Annotated in this window: 14 protein-coding genes and 1 tRNA gene; 7 read left to right on the top strand and 8 right to left on the bottom strand. The window is 71.2% G+C overall.

Annotation, left to right across the window (positions count from 1 at the left end):
* Positions 1–54 precede the first annotated feature (54 nt).
* Entirely contained in the window at positions 55–723 is a 669-nt protein-coding gene (locus ACFQ58_RS00480) for a DUF6766 family protein (protein WP_376948451.1), read from the bottom strand.
* Between the two features lie 227 nt (positions 724–950).
* On the opposite strand from ACFQ58_RS00480, the gene ACFQ58_RS00475 reads away from it, so the two are divergent.
* From ACFQ58_RS00475 to ACFQ58_RS00465, 3 genes are all read left to right on the top strand, one after another.
* Positions 951–1023: transfer RNA gene (locus tag ACFQ58_RS00475), tRNA-Arg, on the top strand.
* Positions 1024–1225: 202 nt separating this feature from the next.
* Positions 1226–2407 carry a hypothetical protein gene (locus ACFQ58_RS00470; protein WP_376948449.1) on the top strand — a complete coding sequence of 394 codons (1182 nt, stop codon included), beginning with the start codon at positions 1226–1228 and terminating at the stop codon, positions 2405–2407.
* Positions 2408–2486: 79 nt separating this feature from the next.
* Positions 2487–2804: a GNAT family N-acetyltransferase gene (locus ACFQ58_RS00465; RefSeq protein WP_376948447.1), complete on the top strand. Its 318-nt coding sequence runs from the start codon at positions 2487–2489 to the stop codon at positions 2802–2804.
* 369 nt (positions 2805–3173) lie between these two features.
* Here ACFQ58_RS00465 and ACFQ58_RS00460 read toward each other — a convergent pair whose 3' ends face one another.
* Positions 3174–4346 (bottom strand): DUF4232 domain-containing protein, encoded by a 1173-nt coding sequence (locus tag ACFQ58_RS00460; protein WP_376948445.1) that lies wholly within the window; start codon positions 4344–4346, stop codon positions 3174–3176.
* 125 nt (positions 4347–4471) lie between these two features.
* On the opposite strand from ACFQ58_RS00460, the gene ACFQ58_RS00455 reads away from it, so the two are divergent.
* The 3 genes from ACFQ58_RS00455 to ACFQ58_RS00445 are packed head-to-tail and all read left to right on the top strand — an operon-like array spanning position 4472 to position 6329.
* Entirely contained in the window at positions 4472–4825 is a 354-nt protein-coding gene (locus tag ACFQ58_RS00455) for a PadR family transcriptional regulator (protein ID WP_376948443.1), read from the top strand.
* Complete coding sequence (locus ACFQ58_RS00450; RefSeq protein WP_376948442.1) at positions 4822–5595, top strand: hypothetical protein; 774 nt, start codon at positions 4822–4824, stop codon at positions 5593–5595. The genes ACFQ58_RS00455 and ACFQ58_RS00450 overlap by 4 nt, the downstream gene beginning before the upstream one ends.
* Positions 5592–6329, top strand: coding sequence for a hypothetical protein (locus ACFQ58_RS00445; RefSeq protein WP_376948440.1), 738 nt, complete (start codon positions 5592–5594; stop codon positions 6327–6329). Before ACFQ58_RS00450 ends, ACFQ58_RS00445 begins: the two co-directional genes overlap by 4 nt.
* A gap of 42 nt (positions 6330–6371) precedes the next feature.
* On the opposite strand, the gene ACFQ58_RS00440 is transcribed toward ACFQ58_RS00445, so the two are convergent.
* From ACFQ58_RS00440 to upp, 4 genes are all read right to left on the bottom strand, one after another.
* The gene (locus ACFQ58_RS00440) at positions 6372–6854 is read right to left on the bottom strand and encodes a MarR family winged helix-turn-helix transcriptional regulator (RefSeq protein ID WP_376948438.1); all 483 of its coding nucleotides are present in this window, start codon (positions 6852–6854) and stop codon (positions 6372–6374) included.
* 336 nt (positions 6855–7190) lie between these two features.
* Positions 7191–7898, bottom strand: a complete 708-nt coding sequence (locus ACFQ58_RS00435) for a peptidoglycan DD-metalloendopeptidase family protein (protein ID WP_376948436.1) — start codon at positions 7896–7898, stop codon at positions 7191–7193.
* A 57-nt stretch (positions 7899–7955) separates the two neighbouring features.
* A complete protein-coding gene (locus ACFQ58_RS00430; protein ID WP_376948434.1) occupies positions 7956–8762 on the bottom strand; it encodes a winged helix-turn-helix domain-containing protein in 807 nt (268 codons plus the stop codon).
* 528 nt (positions 8763–9290) lie between these two features.
* Positions 9291–9923, bottom strand: coding sequence for a uracil phosphoribosyltransferase (upp, locus tag ACFQ58_RS00425; protein WP_376948432.1), 633 nt, complete (start codon positions 9921–9923; stop codon positions 9291–9293).
* A gap of 49 nt (positions 9924–9972) precedes the next feature.
* Here upp and tadA point away from each other — a divergent pair, with 49 nt between their 5' ends.
* Entirely contained in the window at positions 9973–10452 is a 480-nt protein-coding gene (gene tadA, locus ACFQ58_RS00420) for a tRNA adenosine(34) deaminase TadA (protein ID WP_376948430.1), read from the top strand.
* Between the two features lie 329 nt (positions 10453–10781).
* Here the strand turns inward: tadA and ACFQ58_RS00415 are convergent, their stop codons facing one another.
* Positions 10782–11540, bottom strand: coding sequence for a glutamine amidotransferase (locus ACFQ58_RS00415; protein ID WP_376948428.1), 759 nt, complete (start codon positions 11538–11540; stop codon positions 10782–10784).
* Positions 11537–12499 (bottom strand): cation diffusion facilitator family transporter, encoded by a 963-nt coding sequence (locus ACFQ58_RS00410; protein ID WP_376948426.1) that lies wholly within the window; start codon positions 12497–12499, stop codon positions 11537–11539. Before ACFQ58_RS00410 ends, ACFQ58_RS00415 begins: the two co-directional genes overlap by 4 nt.
* Between the last annotated feature and the right edge of the window lie 15 nt (positions 12500–12514).

Raw genomic sequence — 12514 nt, 5'->3', positions numbered from 1 at the left:
CCCGCCACGCGGCATCCGTCACCCACCAGCGGATCTCGGCCGGTCTCCGCCGTCTCAGCCCTCGACCGAGGTGACGTGGTGCGGAGCGCCCACGGGCTTCGACTCGCTCGAGCCGCGCTGGCGGAGCACGATGGACAGCGCCACCATGCTGCCGACGGCGAGGAACTCGGACTGCCAGTTCTGCAGCGTGCGGTTCCAGAAGTCGGCGTTCACGACGTACTCGGAGAGCGTCACCACCGGCAGGCCGTGCATGGCCTGCTCGTCGTTGTAGACGACCTGCCCCGCGAGGGCCTGGGCGAGCCACGACAGCACGAAGATGGCGCCCATCGTGAGCAGCAGCGAGTTGCTGTAGACCCAGAGCCGCCATCCGCCGGCACGCGCCCACGCGGGGGAGTCGTCCCTCGCGTACCGGCCGACGAGCTGTTCCTCGTCGGTGCCGACGCCCTCCTCGCCCGGCTGCTTGGACTCGGGCGAGCCCTTCTGCACGAGCCAGATCGTGCAGAGGATGAAGAGGAAGAACTGCAGGTACTCCGACTGCCAGTTCTCGGCCACGTCGACCACGAAGTCCGACGACGTCACGTAGGCGCCCCACGTGAGGACCTCCTCGCCGTGCTGGAGGAGCTCCTCGTTCGTCACGGTGAGGCCGGTGAACGACTGGCCGACGAGGGCCACGAGGAACAGGGCCGCGAAGCAGATGCTGAGCGAGTGCTGGCGGATGCGCATGCCCTACCTCCCGGAGATCACGATGGCGAACATGTACGCCAGCCCGGCGAAGATGCCAACCAGCCACGACGTGAACACGACTCTCATGTCGCGAACGTACTCCGCTTCGCCTGCGCGAGCCGCGGCCTTGACGGGAGCGTCGCGGCGCTCGATTGGCGCGTCGGCGGCCGGTGGGTTAGAGTAGCGGGGTTGCCTGATCAGCGGAGTTCGCGCGGGCGACATCCCATGCGCCCGTAGCTCAATGGATAGAGCATCTGACTACGGATCAGAAGGTTGGGGGTTCGAGTCCCTCCGGGCGCGCAGAAGAAGGCGGTTCGCGAAAGCGGGCCGCCTTCGTCGTCTCCGGGCCGGCGCTGCATCCGTCGCTGTGGGCCACGGGATTTCCGGCGCGGACTGGGAATTCGCCGCGTACCCCGTTCGGGGACCCCGGTCTGGCCGTGACGGGCGCGGAGGCTCGGGTTAGGCTCGGAGGGGTCTGATTCGCGAAGACGAGGGTTCGGCTATGGGGGTTGTGCGAGCCGTCGCCGTCGGCCGTGCGCCGATCGTGCGTCACGCTGCGCTCGTGACGGCGATGCTCGCGATCGCGGCGGCCGTCGCCGTAGCGGTGTCCGTCGAGCTCATCCACGCCGTGCACGTGCTGCACGAGGCCGACGGATCGCACCGGCGTCACGAGGGCGTGCACCTCGTGTTCGATCCGCTCTGCGTCGTCGCCGCGGTGGGGGTGGCGGTCCTGCTGCTCGCGGCGCTCGCCGTGGCATCCGTGCCCCCGGGACGCCGGCCGCGTTCACGGCGTCGCACCGTCTGGGCCGACCCCGGCATGGGTGCCCTCGCCAACGCCGCGGTGTGGGCCACGATCGCCGCGCTGGCCGTGGGCGCGGCGTCCGAGGCGTTCGCGCCGCTGCCGGGCGGGCACGTCACCGCGTGCGCGCTGATCGCCGGCACGCTCGGCGCGGTCACCGGAAACGTGCATCGCCGGGCGCACCACCAGCCCGCGTACCGCTCGTTCAACATGGTGGCGATGCTGCTCGCCGCCGGATGCCTCGCGAGCATGAGCCTCACGTCGACGGGTGAGTGGTGGGTGCGCAACTTCAGCACGCTCGGCACGTCGGGCGACTTCGCGGCGGCGTGTTTCAACCTCGCCCTCGTCCTGTCGGGCGGAGCGATGGCCGCGATGGCCGGCCGACTCGCCGGGGGACTGGCGCGACCCGAGTACGGCGCACGACGCGGTGCCGTCGCGACCGTCCGAGTGCTGGTTGCGGTGATCGGCCTCTCGCTCGCAGGGGTCGGCCTGGTGCCGATCAACACCGAGGAACTCATCCACAACCTCTTCGCGAGCGCTGCCGGCGCGTCGTTCTTCCTGCTCGCGTCGCTCACGCCCTGGCTGGTGCGACGGATGCCGCGACGCCTCGTGATCACGTCATGGCTCTCGCTCGCGACCGAGGTGGGCGTGTGGGTGGTCTACGACCGGCTCGGGCTCGCCTCGCTGACGGTGTTCGAGGTGGTCGCATTCGCCCTCGTGTTCGTCTGGCTGATCGCGCTGGTGGTGACGACGCATCCGTCGATGCTGCACGACCCGGCCGCACGGGCGTCGCCGGCGCGGACGCGGGCCGGCCCGCGAACCTCGGCGTTCGCCGTCGGCGGACCCGCCGGCGGAATGGTGCCGGCGCTCGCGCGTTCTTCCTGACACAAGGTGCGTCGCATATCATCGAGGCGAAGCCTGAGTCCAGCCGACTCAACTTCGCGCCGAGAGGAGAGATCGAGTCGTGACCGACGACGGGGTGCGGATCGCCCGAAACGACGACGCGAGTCGCTATGAACTGTTCCTCGGGAGCGAGCTCGCCGCCTTCGCCGAGTATCGTCTCCGACCCGGCGACCGGATCGTGTTCATCCACACCGTGGTCGATCCGACGTTCAAGGGCCAAGGACTCGGCAGCCGCCTCGCGCGATACGTGCTCGACGATGCGGTCGCTCGCGGCGAGCGGATCGTGCCGCGGTGCCCGTTCATCGCGGCCTACCTCCGGTCGCACTCCGGGTACGAGGCCTCCGTCGACTGGCCGGTCGACGCGGCACCGAGCGCCTGAATCGTTGGGGATCCGGGGCGCCGAGTCCGGATCCTGACCCCCGCTCGGGGCACTGTTCGGTGAACCGTGCCGAGCGTTACGATTCCTCAATACCCCGAGTCGGGAACCCGACCCGACACGTCGTCGCACCGCGGCGCCGCGACCGCCATTGTCCCAGCACGGTCGCTCGGGAGGTTGGCTCGCCGAGCTCAGTTCGGGTCGCTCGGCGGGGAGGGCCTCCTGTGAGGCCGCGGTGGGGCGGGAGGTAGGGTTCCCGCCCCACCGTCATGCCTCGGCGCCATGTCGCCGTCTTCGACGGGCGATGAACGACCGTGACGACGACGCCGCGAGCGAACTCAGCGGCGCCGTCGTCATGTCGGCGATGCAGGCTCAGGCCGGCATGAGCGCTCCGATCTCGAGCACCGTCGACCCGTCGGTGCAGACCGAGATGGAAGCCGTGCCGATGACACCGGGTCCCGCGCCGTCCGAGGTGATGTAGGCCCGCAGGTGGTCGGCCGCCATCGGCTCGCAGCCCCACGCGGCGGGGTCGGGCGCCGTGCCGAGCACGACCGCGGACTCGCCGTTCGCGAGCACGAACGGCTCGACCATCTCGCCGACGGTCCACGACGAGCCGATCCGGGTTCCGTCGGCCGACTCCACGACGAGGCCGGGCCATCCCCACATCGAGCACTGGGCGTCGGTGGTGTTCGTGAACACCAGCTCGAACCCGGATGCCCCGGCGACGGACAGGTCGGGCCGGGAGACGAACTCGAGCGCGAGCTGCTCGTCCTGGCACTTCGCGGGGAGCGGCGTCGGTTCCTCGGGCGTCGGCGTCTCGGGAGTGGTGACCTCGCCCGGTGCGCCGTGGAATGCCGTCAGGGCGCCGAGCTGGAGCGTCCACGTTCCGTCGATGCACACGGCGACCCGGGCGTCGTCGACGATGCCGCCGCCCGCTCCGTCCGAGGAGATGTAGGCCCGCAGGTGATCGGACGTCGCCGCGGCGCACCCCGACGCGGACGGGAGGTCCGCCGTGCCCTCGGCGACGGCCATGCCGCCGTTCGGGGGCAGCACGACGAGCGTGCTCGTCGATCCTGATGCGAGCGCCCAGGTCAACGTCCGGCCGTCGGCGTCCTCGGCGACCAGGCCGGGCCACCCGTCGAACGAGCACGGCCGCGACCCGATGTTCGTGAAGACCAGGTCGAACCCGACGACCTCGGGGGTCGACCGTTCGGGGCGCTCACGGTAGTCCATGGTGAGCTGCGCGTCCTCGCAGTGGGCGGGCCCGGCCGGCTGCGCACGGTCGGGCCCGGCCGGCTGCGCGCCGTCGTCCGTGCCGGCCTGGGAGGTCGAGTCACCCCGTCCTCGATCCATCTTCGCGACGGTGGAGGCCCCGCTCGTGTCGGCGGCCGCGACCTCGCTCGTGACCGCGAATGCGGACGACGCCACGTCGGGCTCCCGCCCGTCCGCGTCGGTCGCGCCCGCCATCAGCGCCGTCCCCCCGGTGAGCGTCGCCGTCAACGCCACCCCGGCGACCGCTCGAAACACCACCCTCTTGGTGTACATGTCGTTCCCTTCCGAGTCGCTCGATGGGGCGACTCGGGGTGGACGCTAGCATATGGGCAGATATCTTCCTATAGATTCTCAATATCTTCCTATACTTCCCGACGATATCTTCCTATGCTGTGTTCATGCCACGGAGGCGGGAAGGCCGATTGGTCGACCTCGAGGTCGACATCCTCGGCGCAGGCATCGAGCTCCAGGCGGAGGACGGCGACTTCTACGGCTTCGCACTCGCGAAGCGCATCGCCGACCGCGCCGGTGCCACCGCGCTCACCGCGCACGGCACCCTCTACAAGGCGCTCAGCCGCCTCGCCGAGCGCGGCCTCGTCGAGTCCGAATGGGAGGACCCGGGCATCGCCGCGGACGAGGGCCGCCCCCGCCGGCGGCTGTACCGGGTGACCGGCGCGGGCGTCGTCGCCTGTCGGGCCGAGACCGAGCAGCGCGCGGCGGTCGCCCCGAGCCCGCGAACGGCGTTCGCATGAGCGCCGTCACGCTCGAGCCCGACGGCGGGCTCGGGCTCGAGGCCTCCGCTCGTATTCGACACCGGGCGGCCGGACGCGTGGATGCCTCGGTGCTCGCCTGGTGCCGGTGGTACACGGCCGACCTGCACGACGACGTCGCGGCCGAACGCCGGGCCGAGATCGCCTCCGACCTCTTCGAGGAACGCGAGTGCTCCGGCGACCGGGCGACCGGCTCGATCCTCTGGAGGGCGATCCGCGGCATCCCGGCCGACCTCGCCTGGCGAGGAGCACGGCTGCGCCGCGCCGCGATGGGCGCACCGCGCGGCACCTTCCCCCTCGCGATGCCGGCGCTCGCCCACCTCGCCGCGATCGCGCTCGTCGCCTGGGGCAGCTTCATCGTCTGGCGCGTCGCGGGCAGCGTGGTCGTCGGCGACTGGCGCGGCGCGGCCGACGTCGCCGAGCTCTCGGTCGTCGGCCTCCTCCTGGCGCTCGCCGGGTCGTGGCTGCTCATGGTCGCGCGTCGACGCGCGTTCGCCGGGCTCGTGCTCGCGATCGCGGCCTACCTGCTCATCCGCTTCGGCACCTACGCGCTCATGGAGACCAGCGTGACCCTCACGGCCTTCTTCTCGACCTCGACGGCGCAGATGGTGCTCCTGAACCGGGTCGCCGCTGGCGCGGCCGTGCTCTTCTTCCTCTCGATGGCCGCGTGGTGGGCCACGCCGGCGGCCACGCGCCGGGCGGAGGACGTCGCCGGGCCGGACGGCATCGCCGCACCGGAGGACGGGGAATGAACGTCAGGCGGCTGGCCGCTCCGATCGCGATGGGCGGCATCCTCGTCTGCGCGGCCGCCGTCGCGCTCACCGCCATCGGCGCGTTCGGCATGCCCGGGTTCGAGCTCCCCGCCGAAGAGGGCGCGGCGGCCGGCGAGACCGTCGGCATCGCCGCCGAGGGGTCGGATGCGTCGACCGCCGACGCCCTCGCCATGGAGGTGCCCGCCCCCGACCTCGCGACGGAGGAGGGCCGCGAGGAGTACATGGGCCGCGAGCAGGTCATCGCCGAGTGCATGGCCGGCAAGGGCGTGACCTACCTCCCGGCGGCACCGTGGCTCAACCAGGATGCGCAGCCGAGGGGCCTGAGCTTCGAGCAGTCCGTCATGTGGCTCAACGCGTTCTACGGCGAGGCTCGCGAGTCGTGGTCGGTGCCGGGTGCGGACTGGAAGAAGCGTGGATGCCTCGGCGTCGGGGAGCACGCCGTGGCGCTCGCCCGAGCGGCGGGTGCCCCGCTCTCGGCCCCTGTGCCCGAGCCCGACCCGAACGCCATGACCGAGGCCGAGGAGCTGGCGGCGTTCCAGGACGCGATCCGGTCGTGCATGGCCGAGCAGGGCTTCGGCGAGTTCGACGACGGCACGGACGCGTGGTGGGCCGCCATGTACGGCGACGCGGGCACCGGCGCCGCGTACCGCTGGGAGGACGCCGGATGCGACGGCTACGCCGTCCACGTCACCGGCAACGACAACATGCACTGACCCGAGCGGCGCCGGTCCGGCTGACCGCGGGCTCCAATCGGGTCAGGCCCGCCCGTTGCGGAGGCCGGGCGAGCTCGCGCGGTGCCGCGCGTCCTGCGCGAGGCGCAGCCGGTCGCACAGCACGATGAGCTCGCGGAGCTCGTCGTCGTCGAGCGCGGTCCCGACCCGTTCGGTGATCGCGTGGACGTGGTGGAGCGCCGCGCGGCGGAACTCCTCGAAGCCCTTCGGGGTGAGTTGGACGATCGTGCCTCGCCCGTCGAGCGGGTCATCCGTCTTCTCGAGGAACCCACGGGTGACGAGCCGGTCGACCAGACGGCTGACGCTGGGCTGCGAGATCAGCACGTGCCGGTTGAGGTCCTTCAGGCGCAGACGGCGACCGGGTGCCCGCGAGATGTTGAAGAGGACGTCGTACTCGTTGAGCGACATCAGCTCGGTCGGGAACTCCGCCGAGAGGCCCCGCATGATCGAGACCTGTGCGCGGAAGAGAGCCTCCCACGCCGCTACGGCCGTCGCGCGATCAGCCACGGGTGCTCCCTCCGTCGGATGCGGCGACCGGTCCGGTCCGCCGACGGATCCGACAATAGCCAACAGCGCTCCGACCCGTGCGGAGCCGCGGCGAAGGGACTTCGAGGTGTGCCCCGAAGACGGGGTGCAGGCTCACGCGGAAACGGTTGAGGGCCGGTCGTAGAGGCTGACGACCGGCCCTCGCCCTTGCACCAAGAGTGTCCTGCAATCACATTCCGCACCGGCCGCCACAGCAAACAACCGGTGCACGATGAATATATAACGGATCGGTAACGGGCGCTAGATCTGTGTGCCTCGAATGCGGGGGAAATTCCGTGCGGCGGGGCGCGCCATCCGTCACACCGGCCGATCGGCGCTCGAAGGCGGCTCGACGATCTCGGACTCGCGGGGCAGGCCGACGACATCCCCATTCTGCGCCATCGCACGTCGGAAGCGGAAGGCGATCGGAAGCCCGGTCGCGCTCGACCAGTCGAGCGAGTCGGCGGCCTGCACGTGGACGTGCGGCTGAGTGCTGTTGCCCGAGTTGCCGCACTCGCCGAGCACGTCGCCCACTTCGACGACATCGCCGACGGCGACGCGCACGCTGCCGCGCCGCAGGTGCACGAGCGCCACGTACGGTCCGCCGGGACCGAGGGCGAGGATCACGTGGTTGCCGGCGATCGCGTCGGGCCCGGCGCGGAGACGCCCCGCCTGCCCGAGCATGTACGGCACAAGCGTGAGCTGCGAGCGCCGGGCCTCGTGGTCCTCCTCGCCGTCGTGCGCGGCGACGACCGTGCCCGCGATCGGTGCCAGGATCGGTCGGCCGAAGCCGACGAAGGACTCGGGCGGCTCGACCGAGAGCCACGACCGCCAGTTCGACGGCGCCGACCGGCCGTGCTCGTCGACCGCGATGAAGTCGATCGCGTAGGTCGTGCCGAGCGCGTGCGTGCCGTGGCTGGGTACGCGTCGGGCCGGGCTGTTCCGCGCGAGCCAGCGGCCGCGGAACGGCAGCTCGAGCACGATCGGCTTGGTCGTGACGCGGTCCTCTCCGTCTGCGCCATCCATGCTGCCGGATACGAGCGGATGGCGCAGCCTCACGTCGCGGGGCCGCGAGCGGGCCCGTCAGAAGACGTCGGGGCTCGGCGTGGACGCCTGTCGAATCGACACGTCGGCGTGGCGGTCGAAGCGGTAGCCGACGCCGCGGACGGTGCGCACGATGTCCTGGTAGTGCGCGAGCTTCGAGCGCAGGCGACGCACGTGCACGTCGATGGTGCGCTCGTTGGGCACGTCGTCCTCGCCCGACCAGAGGCCGTCGATGAGCTCGTGACGATCGATGGTGCGGCCCTCGCGCAGCACGAGGTACTGCAGGAGCTCGAACTCCTTGTAGGTGAGGCCGGCGGCCTCGCCGTCGAGGAGCACGCGCTTGCGCGAGATATCGATGATGACGCCGTCGGGGTGCCGGTCGGCGTCGTCGCTCAGGCCCTGCGACTCGCGCTGACGGGCGAGTGCGGCAGGGTCCTGCAAGGCGAGGCGCACGACATCGACGTCGCGGCCGCCGGCGCCCTCGGGTGCCAGCGCGACCGCGGCGTACGTCTCGGCCGACGGGGCGACCTCGGCGGTGATGTTGCGGATGGCCTCGACCAGGCGGTGCAGGGTCGTGCCGTCGGCGGCGGCCTTGGCCTCGTCGAGTCCGACGTAGAGCACGAAGCCGCGGGCCTCGGTGCCCTCGGGCACGGCGCGGACGCGCGGTGCGGCCTGCGCCGGAGCCGCGGCCGGGGCCGGGGCGGGCGACGCGATGCCGGCGGTGCCGGCCGCGGCGACCGGGGTGACCGGCGCCGCCGGGCGAGCGGGCTGCGGCGCGTAGGCGGCCGGATGCGTCGGGCGGACGGCGGGGTGGGTCGGACGGGTGGGAGCAAGTGCGAGAGACATGGCGGATCCTTGTGCTGAAGATGCGTCGACGACCCCGCTCGTGGGGTCGGAAGCGAATGGCCGGTGTGGCCGGGAGAACCCGGGATGGCATCGGGTTCGACGGAGCCGCGCCGATCGGGATCTGATCAGTCGCGTGACTCGGCGGTTGGTTCGCTGGTCAGCGGCACATTCGACAACACATGGACGCACGCGCCGACATCATCATGTCGGCAGTCCCGTTCACCTCGCGGGTGGTCAGGATGCGTGCGGTGTCAGTCATGGGCGAAAGTCAAACCGAGGTTCGAGGATGTGTCAAACCGTGACGGTCGGATGACGGCGCGTGACGTCGCACGCGGTGCGCGAGCGTCGGGCCGGGGCGGCGGGTTCCGCCGCAACCGCATCCGTGGACGAAGATCCTGCGACGCAAGAGGAGTTCATCGAATCTTGGGATTCGGATGCCGCGACGGCGTGTCTCACGACGAAGATCCTGCGATGTGAGCGCAGGGACGCGCAGACGAAACATGACGCGCGGCCGGGGGACCCTGCGCGTCAGACCGTGCCGTACAACCGGTCGCCGGCGTCACCCAGGCCGGGAACGATGTAGCCGAGCTCGTTGAGCCGCTCGTCGACGGCCCCGAGCACGATCGAGACCTCGCGGCCGTGCAGCGCCCGCTCGACGGCCTCGAGCCCCTCGGGGGCGGCGAGGATGCAGATGGCGGTGACATCCGTCGCCCCGCGCTGCAGCAGGAACTCGATCGCGGCGGTCAGCGAGCCGCCCGTGGCGAGCATGGGGTCGAGCACGAAGCATTGGCGCCCGCTGAGGTCGTCGGGCAGGCGCTCGGCGTACGTGGTCGGCTCGAGGGTCTCCTCGTTGCGCGCCATGCCGAGGAAGCCGACCTCGGCGCTCGGCAGGAGCTTGACCATGCCGTCGAGCATGCCGAGCCCGGCCCGCAGGATCGGCACGATCAGCGGCTTCGGCTCGGCGATGCGAACGCCCGTGGCGGGTGCCACGGGCGTCACGATGTCGACCGGCTCGACCCGCACCTCGCGGGTGCCCTCATAGGCGAGGAGCGTCATGAGCTCCTCGACGAGCGAGCGGAACACGGGCGACGGCGTGTTCTCATCGCGAAGCACCGTCAGCTTGTGGGTGATGAGCGGGTGGTCGGCCACGTGGACTCGCATAGGCTGCAGTCTAGTTGCGGGGGTTCCGCCACGGAGAAGGGGCGAGGGGATGCCGGTGCAGCTGCCCGAGCACGCGGATTGGATGCGACTCGCCCTCGCCGAGGCATCCGCCGCCCTCGTCTCGGGCGACGTGCCGGTCGGCGCGGTCGTCGTGCGCGACGGCGCGGTGATCGCGACCGGACGCAACGAGCGGGAGCTCCACGAGGATCCGACCGCGCACGCCGAGCTCCTCGCCATCCGCGAGGCCGCCCGCGTCACCGGCGACCGCCACCTGACCGACTGCACCCTCGTCGTCACGCTCGAGCCGTGCGTCATGTGCGCGGGCGCGATCGTCGCCGCGCGCATCCCGATCGTCGTCTTCGGCGCCTGGGACGAGAAGGCGGGCGCCGCGGGCTCGCTCTACGACGTGCTGCGGGATCGCCGCTTGAACCACCGGGTTGAGGTCTACCCGGGCGTCGAGGCGGATGCCGCGTCGCGCCTGCTGCTCGACTTCTTCGCCGACCCCGCCCGGCGTCCCGCCGCCGACTGAGTTTCCTGCTCGCTCATGTCAGCCGGGCCTCATGTGAGGCTGCGTTGAGATGACGAACTCCGGACCCGCCGTGCGGATCGCGCTTCCGGCTGGCTCATGTCAGCCGGGCCTCATGTGAGGCTGCGCTGACATGACGAACTCCGGACCCGCTGTGCGGATCGCGTTTCCGGCTGGCTCATGTCAGCCGGGCCTCATGTGAGGCTGCGCTGACATGACGAACGTTTCCGGCTGGCTCATGTCAGCCGGGCCTCATGTGAGGCTGCGCTGACGTGACGGAACTGGAAACGTTCGCCCGGCCGGGCGACGTGCGGGCGCTCAGGGCGCGAGGATCAGCCGGCGAGACGCGCCGGGCGGCGGCGCGCCGCGAGCCCGTCGAGGAACTCGCCGAGGATGGCACGCGAGGCCGCCTCGGCCGCGGGGCCGTGCTCGGCCTGCAACGCGCGCATCGCCTCGACCGTGAGGCCGTACCCGGGCAGCTCGTCGCCCCACGCGGCGAGCCAGTCCTCGTGGATCGCCGGCGTCACCTCGGGGTGGAACTGCACCGCGAGCAGCCAGTCGCCGGCCCGGAACGCCTGGTTCGCGTACTGCGGCGACGATGCGAGACGCTCGACGCCCTCGGGCAGGTCGAAGGTGTCGCCGTGCCACTGCACGAAACGGATGCCGCGCGCGTGGCGCACCGGCGACGCATCCCCCGCCTCGGTCAGGTCGACGCCGAGCCAGCCGACCTCCTTGCGCGGGCCGCGGTACGCGCGGGTGCCCATCGCCTCGGCCAGCATCTGCGCGCCCAGGCACACGCCGAACACGGGTGCCCCGGCCGCCACCCGGCGCCGGAGCAGCTCGATCTCGTGCCCGACGTACGGGTACGCGTCGGGCTCGTACGCCGCCTCGTCGCCGCCGAGCACCACGAGCAGGTCGGGGGCGAGCGCGTCGATCGCCGTGACATCCGCATGCGGCGCGTCGACGACGCGCACCTCGTACCCATGCTCCTCGAGCACGGGACCGAGGTTGCCGAGCCCGATGGCGGAGTCGTGGCGAAGGACGAGGGCGACGGGACGGCCGGCGGCGGCGGCGCCGGCGCCATCCGTCATTCGAGTCCCTTGATGACGATCGCGTCGGTGGGCGGCGCGTGTTCGTTCGGGTCGACGTAGATATCTGGCTCGAGGTAGATCACCCGGGCGGATGGCACCGCCTCGCGAACGCGCTGCTCGATGACGTTGATGGCGGTCGACACCTCGGCGAGGCTCTCGTGCGGCCGGAAGCCGAGCTTCGCGGCGACCAGCAGCTCGTCGGGACCGAGGTAGAGCGTCTTCATGTGGATGATGCGCTCGGCCTCGGGCCCGGAGAGGATCGCCTTCTCGATCTTGCCGAGGTCGCCCTCGTTCGCACCTTCGCCGACGAGGAGGCTCTTGGTCTCCAGTCCGAGGATGATGGCGACGACGATCAGCAGCGTGCCGATCATGAGCGTGCCGATCGCGTCGAAGAGCGGGTTGCCGGTGAGGACCGTCAGGCCCACGCCGAACATCGCGAACACCAGGCCGAGCAGGGCGGCGATGTCCTCGAGCAGCACGACCGGCAGCTCGGGCGCCTTGGCGTGCCGCACGAACTGGACCCAGCTCTGCATGCCGCGAACCTGGTTCGACTCCCTCACGGCTGTGCGCAGCGAGAACGCCTCGAGCACGATCGCGATCACGAGCACGATGATCGGCACCCACGCGTTCTCGAGCTCGTGCGGATGCTGCAGCTTGTCGATGCCCTCGTAGATCGAGAACAGGCCGCCGACCGAGAAGAGGATGATCGACACGACGAATGCGTAGACGTACCGTTCGCGCCCGTAGCCGAACGGATGTTCGCGGTCGGCCTCCTTGCGAGCGCGGCGCCCACCCGCGAAGAGGAGCAGCTGGTTCCCGGCGTCGGCGACCGAGTGCACCGACTCGGCGAGCATCGACGCCGACCCCGACACGAGCCATGCGATGAACTTCGTCACGGCGATGCCCGTGTTCGCGAGGAATGCGGCCAGGATCGCCTTCGTGCCACCGGATGCGCTCATGGCGACAATCCTAGG

This window comes from Agromyces sp. NPDC056523 (assembly GCF_042794545.1).
Taxonomy (GTDB): domain Bacteria; phylum Actinomycetota; class Actinomycetes; order Actinomycetales; family Microbacteriaceae; genus Agromyces.
The sequence above is the reverse complement of the archived record's forward strand: the minus strand, read 5'-3'. Positions and strand labels throughout refer to the sequence as shown.

Coding starts and splice junctions, on each gene's coding strand:
- ACFQ58_RS00480 (WP_376948451.1), bottom strand. CDS start 723: ATGCGCATCCGCCAGCACTCGCTCAGCATCTGCTTCGCGGCCCTGTTC.
- ACFQ58_RS00470 (WP_376948449.1), top strand. CDS start 1,226: ATGGGGGTTGTGCGAGCCGTCGCCGTCGGCCGTGCGCCGATCGTGCGT.
- ACFQ58_RS00460 (WP_376948445.1), bottom strand. CDS start 4,346: ATGTACACCAAGAGGGTGGTGTTTCGAGCGGTCGCCGGGGTGGCGTTG.
- ACFQ58_RS00455 (WP_376948443.1), top strand. CDS start 4,472: ATGCCACGGAGGCGGGAAGGCCGATTGGTCGACCTCGAGGTCGACATC.
- ACFQ58_RS00450 (WP_376948442.1), top strand. CDS start 4,822: ATGAGCGCCGTCACGCTCGAGCCCGACGGCGGGCTCGGGCTCGAGGCC.
- ACFQ58_RS00445 (WP_376948440.1), top strand. CDS start 5,592: ATGAACGTCAGGCGGCTGGCCGCTCCGATCGCGATGGGCGGCATCCTC.
- ACFQ58_RS00435 (WP_376948436.1), bottom strand. CDS start 7,898: ATGGATGGCGCAGACGGAGAGGACCGCGTCACGACCAAGCCGATCGTG.
- ACFQ58_RS00430 (WP_376948434.1), bottom strand. CDS start 8,762: ATGTCTCTCGCACTTGCTCCCACCCGTCCGACCCACCCCGCCGTCCGC.
- upp (WP_376948432.1), bottom strand. CDS start 9,923: ATGCGAGTCCACGTGGCCGACCACCCGCTCATCACCCACAAGCTGACG.
- tadA (WP_376948430.1), top strand. CDS start 9,973: ATGCCGGTGCAGCTGCCCGAGCACGCGGATTGGATGCGACTCGCCCTC.
- ACFQ58_RS00415 (WP_376948428.1), bottom strand. CDS start 11,540: ATGACGGATGGCGCCGGCGCCGCCGCCGCCGGCCGTCCCGTCGCCCTC.
- ACFQ58_RS00410 (WP_376948426.1), bottom strand. CDS start 12,499: ATGAGCGCATCCGGTGGCACGAAGGCGATCCTGGCCGCATTCCTCGCG.